Annotated in this window: 25 protein-coding genes; 7 read left to right on the top strand and 18 right to left on the bottom strand. The window is 73.4% G+C overall.

The features are described 5' to 3' along the window. Nucleotides 1-25: 25 nt before the first annotated feature. Nucleotides 26-565, top strand: a complete 540-nt coding sequence (locus OO63_RS01415; protein ID WP_051810403.1) for a DUF6314 family protein — start codon at nt 26-28, stop codon at nt 563-565. 21 nt (nt 566-586) lie between these two features. Here the strand turns inward: OO63_RS01415 and OO63_RS01410 are convergent, their stop codons facing one another. The 3 genes from OO63_RS01410 to OO63_RS01400 form a co-directional block, all read right to left on the bottom strand. Next, the gene (locus tag OO63_RS01410) at nt 587-1,162 is read right to left on the bottom strand and encodes a histidine phosphatase family protein (protein WP_030356304.1); all 576 of its coding nucleotides are present in this window, start codon (nt 1,160-1,162) and stop codon (nt 587-589) included. An 84-nt stretch (nt 1,163-1,246) separates the two neighbouring features. Next, nucleotides 1,247-1,708, bottom strand: coding sequence for a GNAT family N-acetyltransferase (locus OO63_RS01405; RefSeq protein ID WP_030356303.1), 462 nt, complete (start codon nt 1,706-1,708; stop codon nt 1,247-1,249). Nucleotides 1,709-1,841: 133 nt separating this feature from the next. Next, nucleotides 1,842-3,281 carry an aminotransferase-like domain-containing protein gene (locus OO63_RS01400; protein WP_030356302.1) on the bottom strand — a complete coding sequence of 480 codons (1,440 nt, stop codon included), beginning with the start codon at nt 3,279-3,281 and terminating at the stop codon, nt 1,842-1,844. Here OO63_RS01400 and OO63_RS01395 point away from each other — a divergent pair. After that, nucleotides 3,280-4,284 (top strand): DMT family transporter, encoded by a 1,005-nt coding sequence (locus OO63_RS01395; RefSeq protein ID WP_030356301.1) that lies wholly within the window; start codon nt 3,280-3,282, stop codon nt 4,282-4,284. The genes OO63_RS01400 and OO63_RS01395 overlap by 2 nt on opposite strands. 79 nt (nt 4,285-4,363) lie before the next feature. After that, complete coding sequence (locus OO63_RS01390; protein ID WP_030356300.1) at nt 4,364-4,561, top strand: DUF1918 domain-containing protein; 198 nt, start codon at nt 4,364-4,366, stop codon at nt 4,559-4,561. A 61-nt stretch (nt 4,562-4,622) separates the two neighbouring features. Here OO63_RS01390 and OO63_RS01385 read toward each other — a convergent pair whose 3' ends face one another. Beyond that, nucleotides 4,623-5,786, bottom strand: coding sequence for a glycoside hydrolase family 10-like protein (locus OO63_RS01385; protein WP_445954598.1), 1,164 nt, complete (start codon nt 5,784-5,786; stop codon nt 4,623-4,625). Nucleotides 5,787-6,067: 281 nt separating this feature from the next. Between OO63_RS01385 and OO63_RS01380 the strand changes: the two genes are divergently transcribed. Both OO63_RS01380 and OO63_RS01375 read left to right on the top strand, forming a co-directional pair. After that, nucleotides 6,068-6,928, top strand: a complete 861-nt coding sequence (locus OO63_RS01380) for a 3-hydroxybutyryl-CoA dehydrogenase (RefSeq protein ID WP_030356298.1) — start codon at nt 6,068-6,070, stop codon at nt 6,926-6,928. A 302-nt stretch (nt 6,929-7,230) separates the two neighbouring features. Next, entirely contained in the window at nt 7,231-7,488 is a 258-nt protein-coding gene (locus tag OO63_RS01375; protein ID WP_030356297.1) for a hypothetical protein, read from the top strand. Nucleotides 7,489-7,518: 30 nt separating this feature from the next. Here OO63_RS01375 and OO63_RS01370 read toward each other — a convergent pair whose 3' ends face one another. The 10 genes from OO63_RS01370 to infC form a co-directional block, all read right to left on the bottom strand. Continuing rightward, nucleotides 7,519-8,061 (bottom strand): NUDIX hydrolase, encoded by a 543-nt coding sequence (locus OO63_RS01370; protein ID WP_030356296.1) that lies wholly within the window; start codon nt 8,059-8,061, stop codon nt 7,519-7,521. Between the two features lie 155 nt (nt 8,062-8,216). Then, nucleotides 8,217-9,566 carry an NsdA family TPR-like regulatory protein gene (locus tag OO63_RS01365; protein ID WP_030356295.1) on the bottom strand — a complete coding sequence of 450 codons (1,350 nt, stop codon included), beginning with the start codon at nt 9,564-9,566 and terminating at the stop codon, nt 8,217-8,219. Between the two features lie 270 nt (nt 9,567-9,836). After that, nucleotides 9,837-10,991: a PP2C family protein-serine/threonine phosphatase gene (locus tag OO63_RS01360; protein ID WP_078618744.1), complete on the bottom strand. Its 1,155-nt coding sequence runs from the start codon at nt 10,989-10,991 to the stop codon at nt 9,837-9,839. Between the two features lie 240 nt (nt 10,992-11,231). Continuing rightward, nucleotides 11,232-13,823 carry a phenylalanine--tRNA ligase subunit beta gene (pheT, locus tag OO63_RS01355; protein WP_030356293.1) on the bottom strand — a complete coding sequence of 864 codons (2,592 nt, stop codon included), beginning with the start codon at nt 13,821-13,823 and terminating at the stop codon, nt 11,232-11,234. After that, entirely contained in the window at nt 13,823-14,974 is a 1,152-nt protein-coding gene (gene pheS, locus OO63_RS01350) for a phenylalanine--tRNA ligase subunit alpha (RefSeq protein WP_030356292.1), read from the bottom strand. Before pheS ends, pheT begins: the two co-directional genes overlap by 1 nt. A gap of 177 nt (nt 14,975-15,151) precedes the next feature. Further along, on the bottom strand, nt 15,152-16,300 hold the full coding sequence (locus OO63_RS01345; protein ID WP_030356291.1) for a sensor histidine kinase: 1,149 nt from the start codon (nt 16,298-16,300) through the stop codon (nt 15,152-15,154). A gap of 57 nt (nt 16,301-16,357) precedes the next feature. Continuing rightward, complete coding sequence (locus OO63_RS01340; RefSeq protein WP_030356290.1) at nt 16,358-17,215, bottom strand: TrmH family RNA methyltransferase; 858 nt, start codon at nt 17,213-17,215, stop codon at nt 16,358-16,360. 176 nt (nt 17,216-17,391) lie between these two features. Beyond that, entirely contained in the window at nt 17,392-17,775 is a 384-nt protein-coding gene (gene rplT, locus OO63_RS01335) for a 50S ribosomal protein L20 (protein WP_030356289.1), read from the bottom strand. Between the two features lie 104 nt (nt 17,776-17,879). Then, nucleotides 17,880-18,074: a 50S ribosomal protein L35 gene (rpmI, locus tag OO63_RS01330; protein WP_030356288.1), complete on the bottom strand. Its 195-nt coding sequence runs from the start codon at nt 18,072-18,074 to the stop codon at nt 17,880-17,882. Between the two features lie 106 nt (nt 18,075-18,180). Continuing rightward, nucleotides 18,181-18,840: a translation initiation factor IF-3 gene (gene infC / locus OO63_RS01325; RefSeq protein ID WP_169786589.1), complete on the bottom strand. Its 660-nt coding sequence runs from the start codon at nt 18,838-18,840 to the stop codon at nt 18,181-18,183. Between the two features lie 359 nt (nt 18,841-19,199). Here infC and OO63_RS01320 point away from each other — a divergent pair, with 359 nt between their 5' ends. Continuing rightward, nucleotides 19,200-19,586, top strand: a complete 387-nt coding sequence (locus OO63_RS01320) for a DUF1844 domain-containing protein (protein WP_030356286.1) — start codon at nt 19,200-19,202, stop codon at nt 19,584-19,586. A gap of 46 nt (nt 19,587-19,632) precedes the next feature. Here the strand turns inward: OO63_RS01320 and OO63_RS01315 are convergent, their stop codons facing one another. The 3 genes from OO63_RS01315 to OO63_RS01305 all read right to left on the bottom strand — a co-directional run bounded on the left by OO63_RS01315 (nt 19,633) and on the right by OO63_RS01305 (nt 22,513). Beyond that, nucleotides 19,633-20,358, bottom strand: a complete 726-nt coding sequence (locus OO63_RS01315; RefSeq protein WP_030356285.1) for an SseB family protein — start codon at nt 20,356-20,358, stop codon at nt 19,633-19,635. 125 nt (nt 20,359-20,483) lie between these two features. Next, nucleotides 20,484-21,659 carry a type VII secretion-associated serine protease mycosin gene (mycP, locus tag OO63_RS01310; RefSeq protein WP_030356284.1) on the bottom strand — a complete coding sequence of 392 codons (1,176 nt, stop codon included), beginning with the start codon at nt 21,657-21,659 and terminating at the stop codon, nt 20,484-20,486. Then, on the bottom strand, nt 21,656-22,513 hold the full coding sequence (locus OO63_RS01305; protein WP_100112249.1) for a hypothetical protein: 858 nt from the start codon (nt 22,511-22,513) through the stop codon (nt 21,656-21,658). Before OO63_RS01305 ends, mycP begins: the two co-directional genes overlap by 4 nt. 1,802 nt (nt 22,514-24,315) lie before the next feature. Here OO63_RS01305 and OO63_RS01300 point away from each other — a divergent pair. Continuing rightward, nucleotides 24,316-25,518 (top strand): amino acid deaminase/aldolase, encoded by a 1,203-nt coding sequence (locus OO63_RS01300; protein ID WP_030356282.1) that lies wholly within the window; start codon nt 24,316-24,318, stop codon nt 25,516-25,518. Nucleotides 25,519-25,582: 64 nt separating this feature from the next. Here the strand turns inward: OO63_RS01300 and OO63_RS01295 are convergent, their stop codons facing one another. After that, a complete protein-coding gene (locus OO63_RS01295; RefSeq protein ID WP_030356281.1) occupies nt 25,583-26,548 on the bottom strand; it encodes a DUF2510 domain-containing protein in 966 nt (321 codons plus the stop codon). Between the last annotated feature and the right edge of the window lie 21 nt (nt 26,549-26,569).

Below are 26,569 nucleotides of genomic sequence, written 5' to 3'. Positions count from 1 at the left end.
CCGGCCCGACGCACCCACGGCGTCCATGGCATACGCGGCGGACACCGAGCACACCGGCACCGCGCAGGCTCCCGTGCACGCGGTGCCGGACGCCCTCGCGTATCTGGCCGGGGCCTGGCGGGTCGAGCGGACGGTGCGGGACTTCGCGCAGGCCGCGACGGGAGCGGCAGGCGGTGCGGGAGCGGACGGGGAGGCGGTGGCGGGCCGGTTCGAGGGCACCACCCTGTTCACACCGCTCACGGACGTGGAGCCCGGGGCCGCGGGCCTGCTCCACCACGAGTCCGGCACCTTCACCTGGCACGGCGTCGCCCGCCCCGCCGAGCGCACGCTCCGCTTCCTGCCGGGCACCCCCGCGGGCACCGCCGTCGTCCACTTCGCCGACGGCCGCTTCTTCCACGACCTGGACCTGCGCTCCGGCCGGCACACCGCCGACCACCCGTGCGCGGCGGACCTGTACCGGGGCGAGTTCGAGGTGTACGACGCGTCGCGCTGGCGGACCCGGTGGCGGGTGGCGGGCCCCTCCAAGGACCTGCTCCTGACGACGGACTACACCCGGCTGCCCTGAGCGCGGCCGCGCCGACCTCGACTACACCGGCGCCCCGATCCGCAGGCTCCAGCGGCGCCCGTCCCCGGCGAGGCCGACCGTCGACAGCGGGCCGACGTCGACGTTCCAGTACGTCGACGGGGGCGCCTTCAGGGCGTACACGAGCGCAGCCCGCACCACCGCGGGCTCGGCCACCGCGACGACGCGGGCGCCGTCCCCGACGGGCCGGGTGTCGAGCCAGCCGCCGACCCGCGTGATGAACGCGAGCAGGGACTCGCCGCCGTGCGGCGCCGACCGCGGATCGCGCAGCCAGGCGTCGACCCCGCCGGGCTCCGCCGCGGTCACCTCGGCCAGCGTGTACCCGCGCCAGCGCCCCATGTCGCAGTCGCTCAGGGCGGGTTGGGCGAGCGGCGCGAACCCCAGGGCGTCGCCGGTGGCGCGGCTGCGCGGGGTCGGCGAGCAGTAGCGCAGCTCGGCCACGCCCAGCGGGAGCAGCGCGGGCGCGGCGCGCCGCACCTCGCGCCAGCCCGCCTCGTCGAGGGGCCGGTCGTCGTCGAACCGCTCGGCCAGCAGTGCGGCGCCGCGCGCGGCCGCTATGAGCGTCACGCCAACGTGCATGCGGTGATCGTGGGGCGCGTGGTGCTCGCGGTCAAGAGGGGGCGGCGGGCCCGCGACGGGACTCCGCCACGACACGCGGCGCCGTCACTGCTCGCCCAGCACCATCCACTGCCGGGGGTTGTCGATCGCCGTGAACCCCACCTTCTCGTACACCCCGTGCGCGTCGCCGGTCGCGAGCAGGATCCTGCGCATCCCGTACGGGGCGAGGTGGTCGCGGACCCCGGCGGCGAGCGCGACGCCGATGCCTTTGCCGCGCACCGAGCGGTCCACGTACACGTCGCAGAGGTAGGCGAACGTCGCGTGGTCGGTCACCACACGCGCGTAGGCGACCTGTCTGCCCGAGGCCTCCTCGTACACGCCGAAGTTGAGCGATCCGGCGATGGCGGCGTCCTGCTTGGCGCGGGGTCTGCCGATGCACCAGTAGGCGTCCGTGGAGAGCCACGCGTGGATGCGGACGAGGTCGAGGCGGGCGGGGTCGGTGGACAGCTGATACCCGTCGGGGAGGGCGTGCTCGCTTCCGTCAGGGGCAACGTACTCGTCGGTCATGACGTGAGACTCGCAGGGACGACGGCTCGCGTCGAGCGTTTTCCCTGCTCGTTCGCCGCTCCCCCACGTGTCGCCCTCTTCTCGCCCCTCTCGTTCGCAACCCGCCCGTGGCCTTCTCAGCGGGCTGCCCCCGTCACACCAGCACCTCGTCGCACGCCTGGCGCAGTCTGCGGACCCCCTCCGTGATCTCTCCCACACCCGCGAGCGCCGCGAAGCTCAGCCGGATGTGGGCGGCGGGCGGCTCCGCCGCGAAGTAGGGCCTGCCGGGCGCGACCGCGACCCCGGCCCGCAACCCCGCCGCCGCGAACGCGAGTTCGTCGGTGCCGTCGGGCAGCCGCAGCCACAGGTGGTAGCCGCCGACCGGGATGTGCGGCAGCGCGACCTCGGGCAGGCGCAGCCGCAGCGCCGCCGTCATCGCGTCCCTGCGGGTCTTCAACTCGACCGCCACCGTGCGCAGATGGCGCGGCCAGGCCGGTGACCCGACGAGTTCGAGCGCGGCCTCCTGGAGGGGGCGGGGCACGAAGAAGTGGTCGACGACCTGGATGGCGCGCAGCCGTTCCAGGACGGGCCCGCGCGCGGCGAGCGCGCTCACGCGGAAACTCGGCGAGGTCGCCTTGGTGAGCGAGCAGACGTGCACGACCACGCCGTCCCGGTCGTCGGACGCGAGGGGCCGGGGCAGCGGTCCCGCGTCCTCGTGCACCAGACGGCGTACGAAGTCGTCCTCCACGACGAACGCGCCCGCCTCCCGCGCGATCCGAAGGACCTCCGGGCGGCGCGCGGCGGACAGCACGGCGCCGGTGGGGTTCTGGAACAGCGGCTGGCACACGAACACCCGCGCCCCGGTGGCCCGGAACGCGGCAGCGAGCAGCTCCGGGCGCACGCCGTCGGTGTCCACGGGCACCGGGACCGGGCGCAGTCCGGCGGCCCGCGCGATGGCGAGCAGGCCCGGGTAGGTGGGCGATTCGAGCAGGACGGGCGCGCCGGGCGGGGCGAGCGCGCGCAGGGCCGTCGTCAGGGCGCTCTGGCCGCCGGAGGTGATCAGGACCTCCGCGGCCGTGATCGCGCCGCCGATGCCGCGCGCGAACCACTCGCGCAGCTCGGGCAGTCCCTCGACCGGGGGCCGGTCCCAGGCGCCGGGGCGGCGGCCCGCCCGGGCGAGCGCGGCGGCCATGGCCCGCTCGGGCTGGAGCGTCGGGTGCAGATAGCCGCTGTTGAACTCGACGACGCCGGGCGGGGGTGCGGCGAGCGTGGCGAGGACACCGGAGGCGTCGACGGACCGCGGCACGACGTCGGTCATGGCGTCCGCGCTGAGCGTCACCTCCTGCCAGGAGGTGTCACCGGCGACGGTCTCGCTCGCGCGGGGCGGCTCGGCCCGGAACGCCCCGGCGCCGGGCCGGGTGACGACGAGCCCCTCCGCGGCGAGCTGTCCGAGGGCCCGTGAAACGGTCACCGGGCTCACCCGGAACCGTTCGACCAGCGCCCGACTCGACGGCAGCTTCTCACCTGGAGAGTAGCGGTTCAGCTCTCCCCGCAGCTTCTGCGCCAACTCACCCACACTGCTACGCTCATGCATGAGAGCACAGGATAGCGCTACTGCCCCGGGACGGATAGCGGTCGATACGCGGGACACCTCCGGCGACGGGCCCGAAGAGGCGGTCGCGCCCCGCACACCGACCGACGCCACCACGGCCGCCGCGGCCGCGGGACCCGCACCCGACCGCCGCCGCGCGGGCACGATCCAGGCCGCCCTCGGCGTCATCGCCTTCTCCCTCACGTTCCCCGCCACCGCCTGGGGCCTGGAGGGCATCGGGCCCTGGAGCCTGGTGGCCCTGCGCTGCGCGCTCAGCGCCGTCGTCGCGGGCGGCTGCCTCCTCGCCCTGCGAGTGCCGCTGCCGGCCAGGGCGCACTGGGCCGGACTCGCGGTCGTCGGCGGCGGCGTCGTGGTCGGCTTCCCCCTCCTGACGTCCCTGGCGCTGCAGACGTCGAGCACCGCGCACGCGGCGGTCGTCGTCGGACTGCTCCCGCTCACCACCGCCGCCCTGTCCGCGCTGCGCACCGGAACGCGGCCCTCGCGCACCTTCTGGGCGGCGGCGGTCGCCGGGGCGCTCGCGGTCGCCGCGTTCACGGTGCAGCAGAGCGGTGGCGCCCTGTCGACCGCCGACCTGTACCTGTTCGGCGCGCTCCTCGTGTGCGCCGCCGGGTACACCGAGGGCGGCCGCCTAGCCCGCCACATGCCGGGCTGGCAGGTCATCGGCTGGGCGCTCGTCCTGTGCCTGCCGCTGAACGTCGTCTGGGCGGTGATCGCGCTGCGCCACGAGCCGTTCCAGCTCACCTGGCACAGCACGGCGGGCCTGCTCTACCTCGCGATCGGCTCCCAGTTCCTCGGCCTGCTCGTCTGGTACCGGGGCATGGCCGCCATCGGCGTCCCCAAGGCCAGCCAGCTCCAACTGGCCCAGCCGCTGCTCACCCTCGTGTGGTCGTTCTTCCTGCTCGGCGAGCACCTGACCCCGGCGGCGCCGCTGACCGCCCTGGCCGTCCTCGTCTGCATCGCCGTCACCCAACGGGCACGCGGGTAGGGCCAGGCGGCCACCACCGGTCGTACACTGACGGCCACGCACCGCCACCACTGTGATCGGGACGAGGAGGGCACTCCCCATGCATGCATCCGTGGGCGACCGGCTGCTGATCCACGGCAGGATCGTCGGACAGCAGGACCGGACGGCGGAGGTCATCGAGATCCTCGGCGAGAACGGCGGCCCGCCCTACCGCGTGCGGTTCGAGGACGGGCACGAGACCCTCATGTCGCCGGGCCCCGACACCGTCGTGCGCCCCTTCGCCGCAGACGACGAGTGAGCCGAGGACCCGGGCCGGCAAGGCCCGGGTCCACCGCTCCGGCCCGGGGCCGACGCGCCGCTCAGCCGCCGGCGCGGTACGTGTAGTGGTCGTCGACGACGCGCTGCATCGCGCCGATCCGGTCGGCGACGACGTGCTTGGCGGAGTAGAAGACGTGCCCGCGCACCCGTGGGAAGTCCTTCGCGTACGTGAGGTGCCGGGACAGCTCGGCCGGGTCCTGCCACGGGGCGGGCTGCGCCGGATCGCCCGCCTTGTACAGGGCCTCCCCCACATAGAGGCGCACGCCGGTGCCGCGCGCCACCTCGTCCCACCAGGGCACCAGCTTCGCGTAGTCGGCGGCGGCCAGGCCGATGTTCCAGTACAGCTGCGGGCAGATGTAGTCGATCCAGCCCTTGCGCACCCAGCCGCGGGTGTCCGCGTACAGGTCGTCGTAGGTCTGCACGCCCGCGCGCGTGTCCGAGCCCGTCGGGTCGGTCGCGATGTTGCGCCACACCCCGAAGGGGCTGATCCCGAACTGGGTACCGGGGCGGATCCGGTGGATCCGGCGGCCCATCTCCCGCACCAGGCGGTCGATGTTGTCGCGCCGCCACGAGGCCCGGTCGGGGAAGCCGCCGCCGTACCGCGCGAACGCGTCGTCGTCGTCGAAGGTCTGGCCCGCGACGGGATAGGGGTAGAAGTAGTCGTCCCAGTGCACCGCGTCCAGGCGGTAGCGGCGGACGGCGTCGAGCATCGCGTCCTGCATGAACCGGCGCACCTCGGGCAGGCCGGGGTTGTAGTAGAGCTTCCCGCCGTACGGCACGACCCACTCGGGGTGCAGTCGCGCCGGATGGGTGGGGACGAGGCGGGTGGGGTCGGTGTGCATGGCGATCCGGAACGGGTTGAACCAGGCGTGCAGCTCAAGGCCCCTGCGGTGCGCCTCGCGCACGGCGGTGCCCAGCGGGTCCCAGCCCGGGTCCTTGCCCTGGGTGCCGGTGAGCCACTCCGACCACGGCTCGTACCGCGAGGGCCAGAACGCGTCGGCCGTCGGGCGCACCTGGAGGACCACCGCGTTCAGCCGTCTGCGGACCGCCTCGTCGAGATAGGCGATCAGTTCGGCGCGCTGGTCCTTGGCGGACAGGCCCGGCTTGGAGGGCCAGTCGATGTTCACGACCGTCGCCACCCACATGCCGCGCATCTCGCGCCCCCGGCGCCCGGCCGACGGCAGCGCCGCCGCGTCCCCCGCCATCGCGAGCCCCGCGGCCACCGAGGCCGCCGCCATCGTGAACGCCCGCCGCGACATCCGACGTGACCCCTGACGTGACCCCTGATGTGACAAGTGCCTCATGAAGCCGCCCCTCGAGTCCGGATTCCACCGACAACCGCTGGTCGTTCGGGGACAGCATGCCCGACCCGGCCCTGATCGCACCGGAGGTTGCGGAGTAACGTTCACCGGCGAGGCAGGCACCGACTCGTACGGGGGACCCTGCCAGTCCGTTGATCAGCGAAAGGCACGAGGTGACCGACTCTATGGCCGACATTGCGCGCGTCGGAGTGGTGGGCTGTGGCCAGATGGGCGCGGGTATCGCGGAGGTCTGCGCCCGCTCCGGCCTGGATGTGAAGGTCGCGGAGACCACCGGCGAGGCCCTGGAGATCGGCCGCACCCGGCTGCACAACTCCCTGTCCAAGGCGGCCGAGCGCGGCAAGATCTCCGAGGCGGAGCGGGACGAGGCCATCGCCCGCCTCAGCTTCACCACCGACCTGGGCGAGTTCGCCGACCGTGACCTCGTCATCGAGGCGGTCGTGGAGAACGAGCAGGTCAAGACCGAGATCTTCCAGGTCCTCGACCAGGTGGTGACACGGCAGGACGCGATCCTCGCCTCCAACACCTCCTCCATCCCGCTGGTGAAGCTGGCCGTGGCGACCTCCCGCCCGGACCAGGTCATCGGCATCCACTTCTTCAACCCGGCCCCCGTGCAGCAGCTCGTCGAGCTGATCCCGGCGCTGACCACGTCGGAGGGCACGATCAGCCGGGCGCAGACCCTGGTGGAGAAGGTGCTCGGCAAGCACGCGATCCGGGCCCAGGACCGCTCGGGCTTCGTGGTGAACGCGCTGCTCATTCCGTATCTGCTCTCCGCGATCCGGATGTTCGAGTCGGGCATCGCCTCGCGCGAGGACATCGACAACGGCATGGAGATGGGCTGCGCCCACCCGATGGGGCCGCTGAAGCTGTCCGACCTGATCGGTCTGGACACCGTGGCCTCGGTGGCGGACAGCATGTACGAGGAGTACAAGGAGCCGCTGTACGCCGCTCCCCCGCTGCTCCAGCGCATGGTCGACGCGGGCCGCCTCGGCCGCAAGACGGGCTCGGGCTTCTACACGTACGCCTGACTCGGGTATGTCGACGCCTGATTCACGCCACCTCCGCACGACCCGCGTCCAGGTACCCGTGATCGCCTTCCGCTTCGCCGCTGGCGAGCCGGGAGCGACTACTCTCCGTACCTGAACTCGAGTCAATTTTCGGCCAGTTCACGGACCCGGCGCTCTTCGAGCGCCGGGTCCGCGCCGTTCACACGCCGTGTGCGCGGGGGGCTCGCATATGCCCTTCGCACACTCTCCCGCCCCGACCACCAGGCGAGTTGACTTTCCGTGCGCACAGGGGGGATGTGACGACTACCGAAAGGAGCGGACTCGTGACCACCGACCCCGAGCGTCCCGTGGTCCCGGAAGAACTCGCAGAGTTACGTCGCAGCCTGGACGTGGGCCTAGCCCGCGTCGACGGACGGCTCGCGTTACTCACCCAGAGCGACACACAGCACACCAAGGACCAGGACGACCTGTCCCTCCGGATCACGGCCCTCGAGCACAACCGGTGGCCACTGCCTGCCCTAGCCGCCCTCACGTCCATCGGGGCACTCGTGGTGGCGGTCTGGCAGGCCCTCGGGCGCTAGCCCAAGGGCAACAGAGGCCTGACAGGCCGGCTAGCGCGCGTCCTGGCCAAGACGCAGATGGTGCAGCATGAGGAGTGCCGCCGCCATGTTGGCGGCCGGGACCTCGCCCCGCGCCACCATGTCGGGGACGAGCTTCAGCGGGACCCACTCACGGCGGTCCGACTCGAAGTCGTCCACGGGGTGGCCGATGTAGGTCCCCTCGTCCGACCAGTAGATGTGGTGCCGGGCGTCGGTGAGACCGTTGGACGGCTCCACGCTCATCAGGTGCCGCAAGGGTCCCGGCCGCCAGCCGGTCTCCTCCTCCATCTCGCGGGCCGCCGCGTAGGCGATGTCCTCGCCGTCCTCGACGACACCGGCGGCCAGCTCCCAGCCCCAGCTGTCGGTGATGAAACGGTGCCGCCACAGGAGCAGCACCTCGTTGGCCTCGTTGACGACCGTGGCGATCGCGACGGGCCGCAGGCGTATCAGGAAGTGATCGAGGTGCCGCCCGTCAGGTAGCTCGACATCTGCGAGATTGACGGTGAACCATCGGTTTCCATACACAGTTTGTTCGCTCTGTTTCGTCCACTGCACGGTTCTGCCACCTTCCGCCGAGTAGATGGCAATATCGCAGCAGGAGGGTGTCCAGAGCACTCCGCGCACGGCAGAGCGAAGTAGCACGTGTCACGGGTGCCTTCGCCCCCGCTCCCCGCGGCGGCACAGAGGTCGCGCGTCGCCGCGCCGCGTTCCTACAGCGGGACCCGCAGTGCGCCGTCGATGAGTTCGGCGGCCTCGGCCGTGCCCGCGCAGTCGCTGCGCACCAGGTGCTCACGCACCGCCCGCAGCCGGTCGCGCAGCCGCTGGGACTCCATCCCGCGCGCCTGTTCGGCCATTTCCACCGCCGTGGCCACCGCCTCGTCGGTGTTGCCCTGGCGCAGTTCGATCTGGCTCAGCATGGCGAGCCGGTGCACCCGGCCCCGGTCGTGCGCCGGGGTGTCCACCGCCGCCGCGGCGTGCTCGTGCGCTCCGGTCAGATCCCCGAGGCTGAGCAGCGCCTCCGCCACCTGTACGTTCACCAGGCCGGGTTGGACATAGCCCGTCTCGTCCGGCTCGCGCCCCCGCCGGATCCGGTCGGCCGCGGCCTCGGCACGCCGGATGCAGGACAGCGCGCTGCTGCCGTCGCCCAGGTGGGCGTACGCCTTGGCCTGCATCGCGTACAGGTCGGACGCGAGCGCCGGGGTGATGTCGCGGCCCGCGGCGCGCAGCGCGGCCTCCGCGAAGGCGACCGCCTGGCGGTACTCCCGCATGAACAGCGACTGGTTGACGAGCAGCGCGATGACGTACGCGCCGAGTCCCCGGTCCCCGCTGGCCTTCGCCAGGCGCAGCGCCTGGTGGAAGTAGCGCTGGGCCAGGCCGTGCGCGTCCGAGTCGTACGCGCAGATGCCCGCGATGGCCACCAGGCCGCCGGTCGCGCGGTGCAGCTGACGGCCCATCGCGTCGGTGTAGCTGCCCCGGAGCAGCGGTGCCGCCTCGGCGTTGAGGAATCCGACTATGCGGGTGCGCATCGCGACGCCGCCCGTCTTGCGGTACATCTGCTCGTAGTGCGTGCGGGCCGCGCGCATCATCTCCACCTCCGCCATGCTGACCGGGTGGCGGCCGCCGCGGGAGACGTCCACGTCCTCGGGCGGGTTCTCCCACTCCCAGACGGGCATCACGGCGGGCGTGCCGGTGACGGCGGGGGCGCCGAGCAGATGCGGGCGCTGCTGTTCGTCCGAGCGCCACAGCGCGGTGGCGCGCTCGACGAACCCAGAGAGCGTGGAGGCCATCGAGCCCTGCCGGGCGGCCGGGATCCCGGGCACGCCGAGGCCGATGTCGTCGAGCGCGACCGTGCGTTGCAGGCGGGCCGCGAGGACTTCGCAGATCAGGTCGGGCACCTGGCCTCGGGGGCGCTGGCCCTTCAACCAGCGGGCCACGGCGGTGTGTTCGTATCTCAGCGAGAGACCTCTGGCCTTTCCCGCCTGGTTCACATGGGCGGCGAGGCCCGCGTGCGAGATGCCCGCTTCGTCGAGGATCGCGTCGAGCAGGGTGTTGGGCTGCATGGATGCCCTCCGGAGGCTCGGTGCTGTCAAGCCTAGTGGAGCTGTCTTCACACGGGGTGTGAACGGAGTGCCCGCATCCGGGGAGCGCGCGCTCTGCCGCGCCGGGCGCGTGGTCGGTTGACTGAGAGCCCTCACCAGGAGGCGGCCGGGCCGCCGGCTCCCCCTCATACAGTGCGGCGGCCCCTCTGTGGCGCCGTCCGATCGGCCGTCGTCTGCCCGGCAGTTCCGCGACGGCCCGGACGGCGCAGGCCGCATCGGGCCGGGCGGTGTTCAGCTCATGGTGCGGGCGCGCCGTCCGGTCTCGGTCGCCTGTGACGGCACCCGCGAGCGGTCGTTGCGCAAGACCAGGAGCGCGGCGTCGTCGGACGTCAGCCGGCCGATGTGGCGCAGGAGTTCGCCGTACACGGTGTGGATGACGCGCTGGGGTGAGACGGGCGGGGTCCTTGCGGCCTCGCTGAGCACGGACCGCAGCGGGAAGAACCGGCCCGCGTTGTCACGGGCGTCCTCCATGCCGTCGGTGTACAGCGCGAGGGCGTCGCCGGGCAACAGCCGTCCGAGGTGCGCGGGCGGCAGTTCGGCCGGGAGCGGGAAGGGCCCGAGCGGCGGCAGCGGGTCGCCGCCCGGCATCGGCTCGGCGCCGCCGCGCAGCCGATAGGGCCACGGATGGCCGCAGTTGAGCGCCATGACGTCGCCGTCCGGGCCGATCTCCACCAGCAGCACGGTCACGAACTCCTCGGCGAGCGGGCTCTCCGGCGGGGCGGCGCCGCTCGCGGGGTGCTCGGCGCGGGAGCGCTCCCGCAGGTGCCGGGCGAGCGCGCGCTCCAGGCGGCGCAGGACCAGCGGCAGTTCGGGCTCCTCGTGGGCGGCCTCGCGGAAGCTGCCGAGGACCGCGGCGGCGGTGCCGATCGCGGCGAGGCCGTGGCCCCGGACGTCCCCCATCACCAGGCGCACGCCGTGGTCGGTGGCCGCGACCTCGTACAGGTCCCCGCCGACGGAGGCGCCGTGTGTGGCCGAGAGCCGTCCGGCGGCGAGCGCGAATCCGTCGACGCGCGGCGGCAGCGGCCGGAGCAGGACGTTCTGCGCGGCGCCCGCGACCTCCCTGAGCTGGCGCAGCTCGCGCAGCAGCGCGTGGCGCACCTGGAGGACCAGGCCGGTGCCGACGGCGAAGAAGACGGCGCTGGTGACGATCCGCGCGCTCAGGCTGTGCTGTTGGGCGAGCGGACAGGTCAGTTTGTACGTGACGGCGACGGCGCCCCAGACCGTGGGCAGGCCGAGCGCGAGCGCGCGGCGCAGCCGACGGGTGCGGGGTCGCTCGAACGACGCGGTGGCTCCGGGGCCCTCTCCCTGGGGAGTTCGTGCCCGAAGTCTCGCCGTGCGGTGGGCCCCGGCGCTGCCACGGGGCGCGCGAGGCTTGATCCGGATCATGCCGACGGCCCCCTAAGGCCCAGTCCAGCGTGCGGGCCGTGTGCGGGACCGGCCCCTACGGCCGAACTGATTCTGTCGACCGCATGGGCGGATCGGGTCAGATCACCGGAAGTTGTCACCCTAACGAGTGAGGGGCGCATCCGTGTCCACGGATACGCCCCTCAACTGCGCCTTCGCGCACCGGCGATGCCTTCGCGCCGCCGTTCGGCCCCGCCGCCGAGGCGCCGGGGCCCGCGGGGATTACGCCCCGCGCAGCACCGCGCCGGTCACCTCGGCCGCGCGTGCCACGGCCGCGTCGCGCGCGGCGGTGGCCTCGTCGACGGTCAGCGTGCGGTCGGCGGCGCGGAAGCGCAGCGCGTACGCGAGCGACTTCTTGCCCGCGCCGACCTGCTCGCCGGTGAACACGTCGAACAGGCGGATGTCCTCGAGGAGTTCACCGGCGCCGTCGCGCAGGAAGGCCTCGACGACGGCCGCGGGCACGTCGGCGTCCACGACGAGCGCGACGTCCTGCGTGGCCACCGGGAACGCGGAGATGCCCGGCGCCTGGAGGGTGCCCTCGCCGGCCTTGGCGAGCACGTCCAGGTTCAGCTCCATCGCGCAGCTGCGGGCGGGCAGGCCGAGCGCCTTGATGACGCGCGGGTGCAGCTCACCGGCGTGTCCGACGGCGACGATCTCGCCCTCGGTGCCGTCCTCGGCCGCGCCGTCGGCGTACTCGATGAACACGTTCAGCTCGGCGCAGCGGCCCGGGTGCCAGGGGCCGTACTGGCCCTGCTGGACGATGAGTTCGACCCCGGCCTCGCGGGCCACGGAGCGCGCCGCCTCGACGGCATCCGCCCAGTCGGCCGGACGGCCCTTGCCCCACCAGCCGGCCTGCTCCCGGGCGCCCGCGAGGACGGCCGCGACGTGCCGGGGCTGGTCGGGCAGCGCCCGGTTCTGCGCCGCGATCTCCTCGTCCGTGGGACGGCGGTCGACGGGCAGCCGGGCCGGGAGCGCGGCCTCGTCGCCGTCGGAGGTCTCACGGGGGTGGAAGACCAGGCCGGTCTCGAACAGCGCCAGGTCGTGGCTGCCGCGCCCGTCGTTGCGGCGCAGCGTGGCCAGCAGGCCCGGAAGCAGCGTCGTACGGAGCGCGGGCTCCTCGTCGGACAGCGGGTTGACGAGCTTGACCACGCGGCGGTTCGGGTCATCCTTGTCGAGGCCGAGCTGGTCGAAGACCTGCTCGCCGACGAACGGGTAGTTCGGCGCCTCGACGAAGCCGTCCCCGGCGAGCGCGCGGCCCACCCGGCGGTGCAGCCGCTGCCGCTCGGTCAGGCCGCGTCCGGCGGGCGGCCGGGGCAGCGTCGAGGGCAGGTTCTCGTACCCCTCGAGCCGGATGACCTCCTCGGCGAGGTCGTTGATCTCGACGAGGTCGGGCCGCCAGGACGGCACGGTGACGGTCAGGGAGTCCTGGCCGTACACGTCGCAGCCGACCTCCTGGAGGCGGCGCACGACGGTCTCGCGGCCGTAGGCCACACCGGCAACGCGGTCCGGGTGGTCGGCCCGCATGGTGATCGTGTGCGGCGCGGAGGGCGCGATGACCTCCGTGACGCCGGCCTCGGCGGTGCCGCCCGCGAGCAGCACGAGGAGGTCGACGGTGCGCTGCGCGGCGGCGGACGCGGCCTGCGGGTCGACGCCGCGCTCGAAGCGCTTGGCCGCCTCGGAGGACAGCTTGTGGCGGCGCGCGGTGCGGGCCACGGAGACCGCGTCGAAGTGCGCGGCCTCGATGACGACGTCGGTGGTGCCCTGCGCCTCGCCGGAGTCGGCGAAGGATGCGGGCGCGGCCACGACGGTGTCGGCGATCTCGGTGTTGGCGCCGCCCATGACGCCCGCGAGGCCGATGGCGCCGCGGTCGTCGGTGATCACCAGGTCCTCGGCGTCGAGCACGCGCTTGGCGCCGTCGAGGGTGGTGAGCTTCTCGCCCTGCTCGGCCCGGCGCACGCCGATGGTGCCCTCGACGCGCGAGCGGTCGTAGGCGTGCAGGGGCTGGCCGAGCTCCAGCATCACGTAGTTGGTGACGTCGACGGCCAGCGAGATCGGGCGCATGCCCGCCTTCTGCAGACGGCGGCGCAGCCAGATCGGCGAGCGGGCGTCGGGGCGCAGGCCGGTGACGGTGCGCGCGGTGAAGCGGTCGCAGCCGGCCGGGTCGCTGACGCGCACCGGGTAGCCGAAGGAGTTCGGCGCCGGGACGTCGAGGAGCGCCGGGTCGCGCAGCGGCAGGCCGTAGGCGGTGGCGGTCTCGCGGGCGACACCGCGCATCGACAGGCAGTAGCCGCGGTCGGGCGTGACGGCGATGTCCAGGACCTCGTCGACGAGTTCGAGCAGCTCGATGGCGTCGGTGCCGACCTCGTGCTCGGGCGGGAGCACGATGATTCCGCCGCTGCCGTCGTCGCCCATGCCCAGCTCGTCACCGGAGCAGATCATGCCGTGCGAGGTCTTGCCGTACGTCTTCCGCGCGGAGATCGCGAAGTCGCCGGGCAGGACGGCGCCGGGCAGGACCACGACGACCTTGTCACCGACGGCGAAGTTCCGGGCGCCGCAGACGATCTCCTGCGGCTCGCCGGTGCCGTTGGCGGTGCCGACGTCGACGGTGCAGAAGCGGATGGGCTTCTTGAAGCCCTCGAGCTCCTCGATGGTGAGGACCTTGCCGACGACGAGGGGGCCCTTGAGGCCCGCGCCGAGCTGCTCGACGGACTCGACCTCGAGTCCGGCGGCGATCAGCTTGGCCTGCACCTCGCGGCCGGTCTCGGTGGCGGGGAGATCGACATACTCCCGCAGCCAGGAAAGCGGGACCCGCATCAGATCTCCATCCCGAACGGCCGGGTGAAGCGCACGTCACCCTCGACCATGTCTCGCATGTCTTCTACGTGGTGGCGGAACATCAGCATCCGCTCGATGCCGAACCCGAAGGCGAACCCGCTGTACTTCTCGGGGTCCACGCCACAGGCGGCGAGCACCTTGGGGTTGACCATGCCGCAGCCGCCGAGCTCGATCCAGCCCTCGGAGGAGCAGGTGCGGCAGGGCTTGTCGGGGTTGCCCACGGACTCGCCCCGGCACACGTAGCAGACCATGTCCATCTCGGCGGACGGCTCGGTGAACGGGAAGAAGTTCGGCCTGAGCCGCGTCTTCATGCCCTCGCCGCCGAAGAGCGCCTGCACCATGTGGTCCAGGGTGCCCTTGAGGTCGGCCATGGTCAGGCCCTCGTCCACGGCGAGCAGCTCGACCTGGTGGAAGACGGGGGTGTGGGTGGCGTCCAGCTCGTCGGTGCGGTACACCCGGCCGGGGCAGATCACGTACACCGGGGGCTCGCGGTCGATGAGCGAGCGGATCTGCACGGGCGAGGTGTGGGTGCGCAGGACGACACCGGACGCGTCGTCGCCGGCCTGGGCGTCGCCGGGGGCCCCCAGGGAGGCGGCGTCGACGAAGAAGGTGTCCTGCTCGCCGCGGGCCGGGTGGTCGGGGCCGATGTTCAGGGCGTCGAAGTTGAACCACTCGGACTCGACCTCGGGGCCCTCGGCGACCGCGTAGCCCATGGCCACGAAGATGTCCTCGATGCGCTCCGACAGCGTGGTCAGCGGGTGCCTGGCACCGGCGGGTACGCGGTCGTGGGGCAGCGAGACGTCCACGGCCTCCTCGACCAGGACGCGCGCGTCGCGCTCGGCCTCGAGCTCGGTCTGGCGGGCGGCGAGCGCCTTGTTCACGGCGCCGCGGGCCATGCCCACGCGCTTGCCCGCGTCGGCCTTGGCCTGCGGGGGCAGCGCGCCGATCTCGCGGTTGGCGAGCGCCAGCGGCGAGGTGCCGCCGGTGTGGGCGGTCTTCGCCTCCTGCAGCTGGTCGAGGTCGGCGGCGGCCGCGAAGGCGGCGAGCGCCTCGTCCCGCATGCGCTCGATCTCTTCAGGTTTCAGTGCCTCGACCTCGACAGGGTCGTACGACTTGTTCGGTGCCGACATCTCTTCCCGTGCTTCCGTTGGCTGGCGGATGGTCCCCGTCGAGTGGGTCGACTCGGTCGACTGGTCGGAGACGACTGGTCCTGAGATCGTCCCGAGAGTGGGGACACAAAGGTGCCAACGACCGAGTCTAACGGGGGTGCGGTGAACGCATGCGCCCGCGGGCGGCAGCGGCGATGATCACTGGAGATACGCCGGGGCCCCCACGGGCAACGTAAATCGGAACCGGGCGCCGCCGCCGACCGCGCGGCCCACGGTGATCGTGCCGCCGTGCGCTTCGACGATGCCCTTCACGATGTACAACCCCAGTCCCGTCCCGCCGCGTTTGCTGCCCCGCCAGAAGCGGGTGAAGACGCGGCCCATGGACTCCTCCGGAATGCCGGAGCCCTCGTCGCTGACGGTGACCGCGGTGTCGGCTGCCCCCCGCACCCGCAGGGAGGGCGAGGGCGCCACATCAATGGTGACCGTTCCCTCACCGTGCCGCACCGCATTTTCCAGCAGGTTGCTCAGTACCTGATCGATCTTGTCCGGATCGGCCCAGAGGTCGGGCAGCGGTTGCTGTATGCGCACCAGGAAGCGGTCCGCCTCCTGCCCGGCGGCGACGTGGGCCTGGATGTGCCGCCCGACGGCCGCGCCGATGTCGACGGGCTGGCGCCGCAGTTCGAGGCGCCCGGAGTCGATCCGGGAGATGTCGAGCAGTTCGGCGATCAGCCGTGTGACGCGGTTGGCGTCGGCGTCGACCGTCTCCAGCATCAGCTTCTTCTGGTCGTCGGTGAACCGCTCCCACTTGGCGAGCAGCGTCGCCGTGAAGCCCTTGACGGACGTCAGCGGGGAGCGCAGTTCGTGGGCGACGGTGGCGATCAGCTCGGCGTGGCTGCGCTCGGTGCGGCGGCGGGCCTCGGTGTCGCGCAGGGTGACGACGAGGCGGCGCAGCGGTCCGGTGGGACGCGTCCGTACGTACCGCGCGGACACGAGGACTTCACGGCCGCCGGGGAGCAGCAGGTTCCGCTCGGGCTGGGCGACCCGCGTGGCGAGGCCGCCGTAGGGGTCGGTGAGCTGCCACCAGCGGCGCCCTTCGAGGTCCTCCAGGGGCAGGGCGCGCTCGATGGGGGCGCCCATGGCGTCGCCGGCGCGGACGGCGGTGATGCGGGCCGCTGCGGCGTTGAAGCAGATCACGCGCCCCGTCTCGTCGGCGACGACAAGGCCGTCGGGCAGGTCGTCCGGGTCGATGCCGAGCTCGCCGGGGCCCGGCGCCGCCTGGCCCGACTGGCCCGCGGGAGGGCACAGGATGTCCCGCACTCCCGGTGGTCTGCTCGTGCCGACAGTCATTCCCCGTATCCCCGCCTCTCGGAACCGGCGCAATGGGCCTGTGAGCCCGACACACTACTAGCCGGGGGTGACGGAGCGGCACCCTCCGGCGGCACGCTGTGCACGGGCGGACGCATAGAGGCATACGGCTGCCGCCGTCGCGAGGTTCAAGCTCTCGGCGCTTCCGTGGATCGGAACGCGCACCACCGCGTCGGCGAGTGCGCGGGTCTCCTCCGGCAGACCCCAGGCCTCGTTGCCGAAGATCCACGCGGTCTCGGTGCCCATGGTGCCCTGGTCCAGCTCGGCGTCCAGGTCGTCGGCCCCGGCCCCGTCGGCGGCGAGCACGCGTACGCCCGCGCCCTTCAGGCCGCGTACGGCCTCCTCGACGGGCACGCCCACGGCCACCGGCAGATGGAAGTGCGAGCCGACCGAGGCGCGCACGGCCTTGGGGTTGTAGAGGTCGACGGAGGCGTCGGTGAGGATCACGGCCTCGGCGCCCGCGGCGTCGGCGCAGCGCAGCACGGTCCCGGCGTTGCCGGGGTCGCGGACGTGGGCGAGCACGGCGACGAGCTTGGGCCGCCCGGCGAGGATCTCCGCGAGGGGCACGTCGAGGAACCGGCACACCCCGACCAGGCCCTGCGGGGTGACGGTGGTGGAGATGTCGGCGATGACGCTCTCGTCGGCCAGGTGCACGTTCGCCCCGGCGTCCCGGGCGGCGCCGACGATGTCCGCGTACCGCTCGGCGGCCTCGACGGTCGCGAACAGCTCCACGAGCGTGGCCCGCCCGTTCCCGCGGTGCCCGGCGGCCTCCCGTACGGCCTGCGGCCCCTCGGCGAGGAACAGCCGTTCCTTGCCGCGGAAGTTCCGCTTGGCGAGCCGCCGCGCGGCGCTGACGCGCGGGGACCGCGGGGAGATCAGTTCGGGACCGTGTGCCATCGGGTCGCTTTCAGGTGTACGTAGGGGCCGGAGGGTGCTGAAGTTCTTGTCCGCCGCGACGGCGCTCAGCCACATGATCGCTCTTCGGCGGTGCCGGACCAACCTCGAACCGAACATGAGTGGACCCGCAGGCACACGGCCTGCGGGTCCACTCACGGCTCAAGCTCAGTGCAACGTCACGCGGCCTTGGGGGCGTTGACGTCGGACGGCAGGGCCTTCTGCGCGACCTCGACCAGCGCGGCGAACGCGTTGGCGTCGTTCACGGCCAGCTCGGCGAGGATCTTGCGGTCCACCTCGATGTTGGCGGCCTTCAGACCCTGGATGAAGCGGTTGTAGGTGATGCCGTTGGCGCGGGCAGCGGCGTTGATGCGCTGGATCCACAGCTGACGGAAGTCGCCCTTGCGCTTCTTGCGGTCGTTGTAGTTGTAGACGAGGGAGTGGGTGACCTGCTCCTTCGCCTTGCGGTACAGGCGCGAACGCTGGCCGCGGTAGCCGCTGGCCGCTTCGAGGATCGCCCGACGCTTCTTGTGGGCGTTGACTGCCCGCTTGACGCGTGCCACTTGTTAACTCCTTGTAGCGGGGCCGTGGTGGTCGTCACACGGCCCGGAAACGAATTGGTCCCGGTCCTTGCCGGAAGCCCCCGTCGCCGGAGGCGCGAGATCGATCAGATGCCCAGCATCTTCTTGATCTTGGCGGTGTCACCCGGGGCCATCTCGGCGTTGCCGCTGAGGCGGCGCGTCAGGCGGGACGACTTGTGCTCGAGCAGGTGGCGCTTGCCGGCGCGCTCGCGGAGCACCTTGCCGGAGCCGGTGACCTTGAAGCGCTTCTTGGCACCGCTGTGCGTCTTGTTCTTCGGCATAGCGCCGTTCTCTCCTCGTCAGTGGCACTCCGATGCCCGGTCGTGAGACCGGGCATCCCGGAGCGTCATGTGTTCGATTGGCGATCCCTGGACTCGCGTCCGGGGATCAGGCCTCGGCGGGAGCCTCGGCCGGGGCCTCGGCGGGGGCTTCGGAAAGCTCCTCCTCGGCGGCGTTCTGCGACTTGCCGGGGTTGGCCTTCGCGTCCGCCTTGCGAGCCGCCTGGGCCTCACGGGCCTCGGCCATCGCCTCGGTCTTCTTCTTGTGCGGACCGAGGACCATGATCATGTTTCGGCCGTCCTGCTTCGGGTTCGACTCGATGAACCCGAGCTCCTGGACGTCCTCCGCGAGCCGCTGCAGCAGCCGGAAGCCGAGCTCCGGACGGGACTGCTCGCGACCACGGAACATGATCGTGATCTTGACCTTGTCGCCCTGCTTGAGGAACCGGACGACGTGACCCTTCTTGGTGTCGTAGTCGTGCGGGTCGATCTTCGGCCGGAGCTTCATCTCCTTGATGACCGTGTGCGCCTGGTTCTTGCGCGCCTCACGGGCCTTCATGGCCGACTCGTACTTGAACTTCCCGTAGTCCATGAGCTTGCACACGGGCGGACGGGCGTTCGCCGCGACCTCGACCAGGTCCAGGTCGTACTCCTGCGCAAGCTCCAGGGCCTTGGCAAGCGGGACAATCCCGACCTGCTCGCCGCTGGGACCGACAAGTCGCACCTCGGGAACGCGAATCCGGTCGTTGATGCGGGGCTCGGCGCTGATGGATCCTCCTCGGTAGCACCACGCGACCGTCTGGCGGACAGCCGCGTTACGTCTGTTTTCTCGACCAACCGCGCCGGAACACAAAAAATGCCCCGACTGATCACAGAAGGGGCTCCAACGAATACCGGAGCACCTCCGTGGTGATCACGGGGCGCATCGGGCGGTGCATCACGCGCTGCGCGGTGTCCGCCTGACCGGTGACCCGCCGCTCCATGGAGCGGCCAGGTGGGAGATCGGAGCCTCCACTTGTGGGCCGGACGCTTGCGTTGGCACGCGGGTGTCCAGCCGGTCGTTACACAAGGTTAGCAGGTCCCGGGGGGTGGGGCTAACCGCCGGGACGCGGCTCTAGGGTGAGGGGCATGAGTGACACGAGTCCCGCGGCGACCCCCGCCCCCCACGACGCACCCCAGAGCCCCGGCTTCGACGCCATGACCCGCGACATCGCGGACGTTCCCGCGGTCGAGGTGATCACGACGGTCGCGGTGCACCTGATGAGCGCGGCGGCGGTGAACCTGGGCCTCGCCGAGGAGGGCGAGGCCCACAAGGACCTGGACGAGGCCCGCAAGCTGATCCAGGCGCTCGCCGGTCTGATGGACGCGAGCGCGACGGAGATCAGCTCCTTCCACGCGGCGCCGCTGCGGGACGGCCTGAAGTCGCTGCAGCTGGCGTTCCGCGAGGCGTCCCTGGTGCCGGACGAGCCCGGTCAGGGTCCCGGCGAGAAGTACACGGGTCCCGTCTTCGGCTGACGCCCGCAGGACCGCGCGCACGTCAGAGCAGGAAGGCACGCACGCGTCAGCGTACGTAGAGCGGCTCGCCCGGTGGCGTCGCCTCGGTCGGCAGGAGTGCCAGGTCGAGGCCGCGCACCAGGCGGGCCCTCAGCGTTTCGTCGGCCGCGAGCGCTTCGGCGACGCGCTGGGCGGCGGCCTGCGGGGCGGTGGGGTCGAGGACCAGGGCGAGGGTGCCGTCGGCCGTGCCGGGGCCGAGGTGGGCGCGGAGCACGGCGGGCTCGGCGGCGACGACGGCCCGCACCGCGTCGACGACGGCCGGGTCCGTGAGCGCGTCGGTGCTGCGGCGGCCCTCGGCGAGGGCGATCAGGGCGGGCCGGTTCAGCTCGTACGGGACGGGGCCCGCGAGGTCGAGCACGATCGTGTCGGCCTTCTCGTGCGCGGCGGCCTGGAGCGCCTGGTGCAGCGGTACGGCGACGGGGCGGGCCTCGGGGTCCCACAGGGCCAGGGCCTCGGTGGAGGTGAAGGCGGGCAGGGCGGTGCGGTGGCCCGCCTTGAGGGTGGGCACGGCCATGTCGCTGGTCTTCTCGCGCCGCAGTCCGTTCTCGTCCTCCTCTACTTCACCGAGCACGGCGACGACAGGCACGAGGAGCCGGGCCTCCGCGAGCGCCGCGAGCACGGGCCCGTGGGCGGTCCGGTCCTCGGCCCAGGCACCGAGCGCCGCCCGCAGCGCGGGGTCGGGCGACCCGTCGTCGTCGGAGAAGGGGGAGTCGGGAATGTTCTTGTTCGCCACGGTCCGACCCTAGCCCGCCGTGGGACGGCGCTCGCGGGCCGCCCTCCCGCGCCACCGGGCTCCCGCACCGGCACACGAGGCCACCCACCGGCACACGAGGCCACCCGCGCCTGACAGCACCCGCCCTACCGGCGTGCCGAAGCCGCCCGCCCCCGCCAGAGCCACACGCCCGCCGCCAGCAGGGCCACTCCGAGGCCTCCGGCCAGGGGGCCGACCCAGCCCGCGGGTCCTTCGTCCGCGGGCGCCTTGTCCGGGCCGGGGCCGAAGTACTTGTCGGTGCGGGCCGTCGTCCGCAGGGACTGGGGCTTGATCCTGTCGGCGCGGGCGAGGGCGGCGACCGGGTCGATGAGGCCGAAGCCGCGGGAGTCGTCGCGGCCGCCGGCCGGGGTGTCGCGTGCGGTGTCCCGCAGGAGCTTCTTGATCTCGGCGGGGCCGAGGCCGGGGTGGGCGGCGCGGATGAGGGCGACGGCGCCGGAGACGAACGCGGCCGCGGCGCTGGTGCCCCAGCCCTCGTAGTACCTGCGGTTGGGGTCGGCGATCACGACGTCGTCGCCGGGCGCGGCGACGGTGGCGTACCAGCGGCGGGTGGAGAAGGGGGCGCGCACGCCGTTGCTGTCGACGGCGGTGGCGGCGATGACGCCGGGGTAGGCGGCGGGGTACGAGATGTGGTCGCCGCGTTCGCCGCCGTTGCCCGCCGAGGCGACGACGACGGCGCCCTTGCGCAGCGCGTACTGGACGGCGGCGTCCTCCGTCGGCTCCGGGTGGGCGGACTTGGAGTCGTCGCCGAGGGAGAGGTTGATGACGTCGGCGCCGTGGTCGGCGGCCCAGCGGATGCCTTCGGCGAGGGCGTTGCCGCGGGTGGAGCGGGCCTTCTTGCGGGCGGGGTCGCCGTCTTCGAGGATCACCCGGACCGGCAGGATCCGGGCTTCGGGGGCGATGCCGAGCACACCGTCGCGGCGGCCCGCGCCGTGCCCGTGACCGGCGACGATCCCGGCCATGGCGGTGCCGTGCCGGGCCCAGGACCTGTCGCCGCGGCGGGCCCCGAAGCCGACCATGTCCTTGCCGGTCAGGACGTTGCCGACGAGGTCGGGGTGGGAGGCGTCCACACCGGTGTCGAGCACGGCGACGGTGACGCCCTCGCCCTTGGTGGTGCGCCAGGCCTCGTCGGTGCGCATCACGTCGAGGGCCCACTGCTGGGCGCGGATGCCGTCGTCGGCGTACGCGGTGCCGGTGGCGGGCAGCAGCACGCAGGTGGTGGCGAGGGCGGTGACCGCCGCAATGCGCAGTACGCGCAGGGTCATGAGGACTTCTCCGTGGCCGCGGTGACGGTCTTGCGCAGGCCTCGCTCGACGCGGTCGGCGATGCCCTTCGCGTCGTTGCCGAGCCCCGCCTGGCCGGGGGCGGAGGTGGCGTCCGCCTTCATGGCCTCGGCGGCGGGTTCCGGGTCGGTGACGGCGCGGCCGTCGGCGAAGCCGGAGACGGCGTAGGCGACGACGGGGGCGTCGGGCAGGACGGACAGGGTCCAGGTGGCGCGCTGGAGGTCGCCGAAGCCGGCGGCCAGGGTGCCCTTGGCCGCGTACGGACGGGGCATCAGGTCCGGCCGGGAGTCGAGGCCTTCCTCGGTGAACCGGGTGCGCAGGGCCCGCATCGCCTCGGCGTCCGCCTTCGTGAACAGCAGGCCGACGGTGGTGACGTGGCTGCGGGTCGCGTCCGCGTACGTGGCGCGCAGCAGGCGCAGGCAGCCCGCAGGGGCGAGGGCCTTGCGGAGCAGGGGGTCGAAGGCGTCCTTGCAGGTGCTGTCGGGGGCGACGGCGACGCGGTTCCAGGTGCGGTCGGCGCCGCCGGGGCCCGCGCCCTCGCCCTTGATCGAGGGCGGGAACAGTTCGTCGACGGGCACGCTGTGCCACAGCTCCCCCGCCTCGACGTACGCGTTCCGCGAGCCGCCCGCCGCGTCCGACTCCCCCGTCAGCCAACTCCCCGTCGCCGCACCGCCGATGAGCCCGAGCCCGAGCACCACACAGGCCGCGGCGGCCGCCGCACGGGGCCGCACCCAGGCGCCGACGGGGCGCAGCCGGGTGGTGGTGTCGTCGTACAGCGCGGGCCGCGCGAGAAACACGAAGGGCCGGCCCGTGTCGGGCCCCGGCGTCAGATCCACGGCCCCGACGGCCCGACGAGCGGCAGCGGTCCGCCGCGCGGCAAAGGCCCGCACGGCCCCCGTTCCGGCGGCGGTGACGCCGGGGGCCCCACCGCTCCGGCCTTCCGTCTCCCCGCCGTCCGGCCCCTGCGGGCCACCATCGCGCGGCGCGGGGATCGACGGCGGGGCGACGCCGGGTCGGGACTGCGGTGCGGCGGGGGCTTGGGGTGCGGCGGGGGTCGCGCTCGTGCGCGCGGGGGGCACGGGGCTGCTCCCGCCCGTCTCGGGCTGGATGCGACCCGCCGAGGCGGAGGGCGGACCCAACGGCGTTGCGGGTGTGGCCAGTTGGCGGGCGGCGGCGGTGGTGCGGGGGTCACTCACGTCCGGGGCAGGAGCGGCGGTGCGCAGGTCCTTCGTGGCCGGGGCCGTGTGGGCAGCGGTACGTCGGCCCTGCGCGCTCGGCGCGGTACCGGCGGCGGCTTCGGCAGGTGGATTGCCCGCACCCGGGGCAGGAGCGGTGGCCGCACCCGGGGCAGAAGCAATGTCCGCGCCCAAGCCCCTCGCACCCAGCGCCGAAGCCGCAGCGTCAGGTCGGTCCTGCGTACCCGGCGACTCGGCGGCACCCCGTTCCCCGGTGTTCGGCACGGAGGCGGGAGGGCTCGACGGGCGCGCGGGCACCCCTGGTGCCGTCGTCGGCATCGCGGGGACGGCGGTGGCCCGGGCCGCCGCTGGGCGTGGACGTGAAGTCGGCACGGCGGGGAGCGGGTTGGGGGTGCTCGGACGGGGCGGCACCGGCGAGGTGCCGCTCGTACCCGCGGTACCCGGGGCAAGGCCCTCGGCGGGCGGCGGCACGGACGGAGGCGCGTCCGGCAGGCGCGCCGAGGCGGGCGGCGGCGGAGACGTGTCCGGCATCCGCTCGGCGGCGGCGTCCTCCCGTGCGGGCTTCGGAGGCCGCACCCGGTCGAACGGCGCCATCAAGTCCGCGACCAGCGAGTCCTGGTCGTCCACCGACGGCTCCTCGTCGAGGTCGCCACCGTCGTCCGCCTCGGACGCACCACCAGCACTGCTCGCGCCACCAGCACCATCACCACCACGACCAGCACCGGCACCGGCACCGGCACCGGCACCGGCACCGGCACCGGCACCAACCGTGCCCGAGGCACCGGACGCGCCCGCACCGCCCCCCGTACCCCGCAGAGACGTATCACCATGGGACGGGCCACGGGTCGCACCACCAGCCGAGCCCTCGCCCGCTCCCCGCGGCACCTCAGCACGAGCCGTCGGCGGGCGGACATCGGGAAAGCGCGCGGTCGCGACCGGAGGCGGCGGCTCCGCCGGGGCGGGCGGAACGGACGGCACGGGCGGAACGGACGGAACACCCGGAGCGAGCGCGCTGCCGAACGCACCCGCGCCCGAGCCGGAAGTCGTGGACGCCGCCCCCGCAGGTTCAGTGGCCGCCCCGGCCGAGCCGGAAGTCGCGGACGCCGCCCCCACGGACTCAGGAGCCGTCCGAGCCGAACCGGAGGCCCTCCCCGCAGGGCCGAATGGAGCAGTCGTCGAACCCGGCGCGGCAGGCTCGGGTGGAGGGTCGGTCACGTCGCGTGCGGGCGGCGGCACCCGTGGTGGGGTGCCGGGACGTGGGGGGACGGGGGGCCGTCGCGCCTCCGTGCTCATGCACCCCCCGTTCCGTCGCGTCGCGCGCTCCCTGCGTGCGCGTCACTCTACGGGCTGACCCGGCGCCCACGGGCACAAGGCCGCGGCCCCGGGTGATCTGCCCGGATCATCCCCTACCCTGCGGTAGCCACGTCTGGCAGGCTGCGTTCATGAGAGGCCGAGCCGCAGACCGGGCCCGTTACGACCGGGCCACCGCGCACCTCGACGCGCCGCTCGCCGTCGTCGACCTGGAGGCGTTCGACGCCAACGCCGACGACTTGGTGCGGCGGGCCGGGGGCAAGCCGATCCGGGTGGCGAGCAAGTCCGTGCGGTGCCGGGCGCTCCTGGAGCGGGTGCTCGCCCGGGACGGGTTCGCGGGCATCATGTCGTACACCCTGGCGGAGTCCCTGTGGCTCGCCCGCTCCGGCTTCGGCGACGTCCTGCTCGCCTACCCCTCCGCCGACCGCGCCGCCTTCGCGGAGCTGACCGGCGACCCCAAGCTCGCCGCAGCCGTCACCGTCATGGTCGACGACCCGGCGCAGCTGCGGCTCATCGACGACGCCCGCGACGGCGGCCGCGAAGAGGTCCGGGTGTGCCTGGAGTTGGACACCGCCCTGAAGCTGCTCGGCGGCCGGGTGCGGATCGGCGCACGGCGCTCGCCGCTGCACGAGCCCGCGCAGGTCGCGGCCCTGGCCCGGGCGATCGTCAGGAGGCCCGGTTTCCGGCTCGTGGGCGTGATGGCGTACGAGGGTCATGTGGCCGGGGTCGGGGACGCCGTCGAGGGGCATCCGGCCAAGTCGCGGGCCGTGCGGATGATGCAGGCCGCCGCCCGCAAGGAGCTGGCGGACCGCCGTGCCGCGACCATCCGCGCGGTCCGGGCCGCGGCGCCGGGCCTGGAGTTCGTGAACGGCGGTGGCACGGGCAGCGTCCAGCACACCGCCGCCGAGGCCGCGGTGACCGAGATCGCCGCGGGGTCGGGGCTCTACGTGCCGCGGCTCTTCGACAACTACACGTCGTTCAGCGGGCGTCCGGCCGCCCTGTTCGCCCAGCCGGTCGTGCGCAGGCCGGGGCCCGGTGTGGTCACCGTGCTCGGCGGCGGCTATCCGGCGTCGGGCGTCGCGGGGGCCGACCGCTCACCGGTGCCGTATCTGCCGGACGGGCTGCGGTACGACCCGCAGGAGGGCGCGGGCGAGGTGCAGACCCCGCTCATCGGGCCGCCCGCGGACGACCTGCGCATCGGCGACAAGGTGTGGTTCCGGCACGCCAAGGCCGGTGAGCTGTGCGAGCGGTTCGAGAAGCTGTACCTGGTGGAGGGCGACCGGGTGACGGGCAGCGTCCCGACGTACCGCGGCGAGGGCCACACCTTCCTCTAGCCCTCCGGCGATACGGCCCCCCTGCCGTCAGCCCCGCCCGTCGGCCCCGCCTCACGGCGTCGGTTCACGGCGTCGGCTCGACGCTGTTCCCCACTCCTCCGCCCGTCTCGCTGTCCCCCACCGGCCTGATGCCCTTGATGACCTTGTCGATGTCGGACAGCGGCGGCGCGCCCTTCGCCGCGTCGATGGTGAAGCGGACGATGACCATCGCCTCGGAGCCGGTGCTGGACGGGAACGCGAGGGACTGGACGTACCCGCCGGGGCCCTTCTCGGTGTGGACGCGCCAGCGCACGAAGTAGCCGCTGCGGCCACCGACCGCGACCGTGCCCGCCTTGACCTGCTGGTGCCCGGTCATGCCGCCGAAGGGTTCGCGGCCGATGGAGTCCTCGTCGTACGCGGCGTCGACCGCGTCCTTGATGTCCTTCTTGGCGAGCTTCTCCGGCGAGCGCTCGTCGGTGCCCGTGGCCGTGCTCGACGTGATCTTTCCCTGGCGGCAGAGGCCGGGGTCGCCGGGGCAGTCGTAGGTGTCGGGGGTCTGCAGGGTGAGTTCGTCCCCGACGGTGTTCTCGGCCTTCTCCCAGCCGGTCGGCACCGGCAGCGTGATGCCGTTGAGCTGGTCGACGATGGTGTCGGGGTCCTCGTCGGGCGCGGACGTCTCCGGCGCCGGGGAGGACTCCGTCGGGCTCGGGTCCGCCACCGCCGACGTCGTGGGCGCGGTGCTGCCCTGCGGGTCGCCGTCGTCGCCCTGGAGCACGACGACGCCGGTGACGATGGAGGCGACGAGGACGGCGCCGGCCGCGCAGATGGCGACGGTCTTGGCACGGTTGCCGCCGCTCCCGCCGCCCGCGGGCACCGGTTGCATCACGGTGGTGGCGAAGCCCGGCTGCGGCTCTGCCGGTTGGTACCCGACAGGCACCGTGGGGGCGGCGGGCGCCCGCCGGTGCTCGGTCCACGCGGAGCCGTCCCACCAGCGCTCGGTGCCGGGCGTCGACGGGTCCGGGTACCAGCCGGGAGGAGGCGTCATGCTCATCCCGGCACTCTAGGACGTGGC

Source organism: Streptomyces alboflavus (assembly GCF_000716675.1).
Classification (GTDB): Bacteria; Actinomycetota; Actinomycetes; order Streptomycetales; family Streptomycetaceae; genus Streptomyces; species Streptomyces alboflavus.
This window is presented reverse-complemented; position numbering and strand designations above follow the sequence as displayed.

Excerpts from the sequence above, each read along its gene's own strand:
- OO63_RS01295 (WP_030356281.1), bottom strand. The coding sequence starts at position 26,548 with ATGAGCATGACGCCTCCTCCCGGCTGGTACCCGGACCCGTCGACGCCC.
- OO63_RS01410 (WP_030356304.1), bottom strand. The coding sequence starts at position 1,162 with ATGCACGTTGGCGTGACGCTCATAGCGGCCGCGCGCGGCGCCGCACTG.
- OO63_RS01415 (WP_051810403.1), top strand. The coding sequence starts at position 26 with ATGGCATACGCGGCGGACACCGAGCACACCGGCACCGCGCAGGCTCCC.
- OO63_RS01340 (WP_030356290.1), bottom strand. The coding sequence starts at position 17,215 with ATGGCACACGGTCCCGAACTGATCTCCCCGCGGTCCCCGCGCGTCAGC.
- pheT (WP_030356293.1), bottom strand. The coding sequence starts at position 13,823 with ATGCGGGTCCCGCTTTCCTGGCTGCGGGAGTATGTCGATCTCCCCGCC.
- OO63_RS01395 (WP_030356301.1), top strand. The coding sequence starts at position 3,280 with ATGAGAGCACAGGATAGCGCTACTGCCCCGGGACGGATAGCGGTCGAT.
- rpmI (WP_030356288.1), bottom strand. The coding sequence starts at position 18,074 with ATGCCGAAGAACAAGACGCACAGCGGTGCCAAGAAGCGCTTCAAGGTC.
- OO63_RS01385 (WP_445954598.1), bottom strand. The coding sequence starts at position 5,786 with ATGGCGGGGGACGCGGCGGCGCTGCCGTCGGCCGGGCGCCGGGGGCGC.
- mycP (WP_030356284.1), bottom strand. The coding sequence starts at position 21,659 with ATGACCCTGCGCGTACTGCGCATTGCGGCGGTCACCGCCCTCGCCACC.
- OO63_RS01405 (WP_030356303.1), bottom strand. The coding sequence starts at position 1,708 with ATGACCGACGAGTACGTTGCCCCTGACGGAAGCGAGCACGCCCTCCCC.
- OO63_RS01365 (WP_030356295.1), bottom strand. The coding sequence starts at position 9,566 with ATGCAGCCCAACACCCTGCTCGACGCGATCCTCGACGAAGCGGGCATC.
- pheS (WP_030356292.1), bottom strand. The coding sequence starts at position 14,974 with ATGTCGGCACCGAACAAGTCGTACGACCCTGTCGAGGTCGAGGCACTG.
- OO63_RS01345 (WP_030356291.1), bottom strand. The coding sequence starts at position 16,300 with ATGACTGTCGGCACGAGCAGACCACCGGGAGTGCGGGACATCCTGTGC.
- OO63_RS01300 (WP_030356282.1), top strand. The coding sequence starts at position 24,316 with ATGAGAGGCCGAGCCGCAGACCGGGCCCGTTACGACCGGGCCACCGCG.
- OO63_RS01400 (WP_030356302.1), bottom strand. The coding sequence starts at position 3,281 with ATGCATGAGCGTAGCAGTGTGGGTGAGTTGGCGCAGAAGCTGCGGGGA.
- OO63_RS01360 (WP_078618744.1), bottom strand. The coding sequence starts at position 10,991 with ATGATCCGGATCAAGCCTCGCGCGCCCCGTGGCAGCGCCGGGGCCCAC.
- OO63_RS01320 (WP_030356286.1), top strand. The coding sequence starts at position 19,200 with ATGAGTGACACGAGTCCCGCGGCGACCCCCGCCCCCCACGACGCACCC.
- OO63_RS01380 (WP_030356298.1), top strand. The coding sequence starts at position 6,068 with ATGGCCGACATTGCGCGCGTCGGAGTGGTGGGCTGTGGCCAGATGGGC.
- OO63_RS01390 (WP_030356300.1), top strand. The coding sequence starts at position 4,364 with ATGCATGCATCCGTGGGCGACCGGCTGCTGATCCACGGCAGGATCGTC.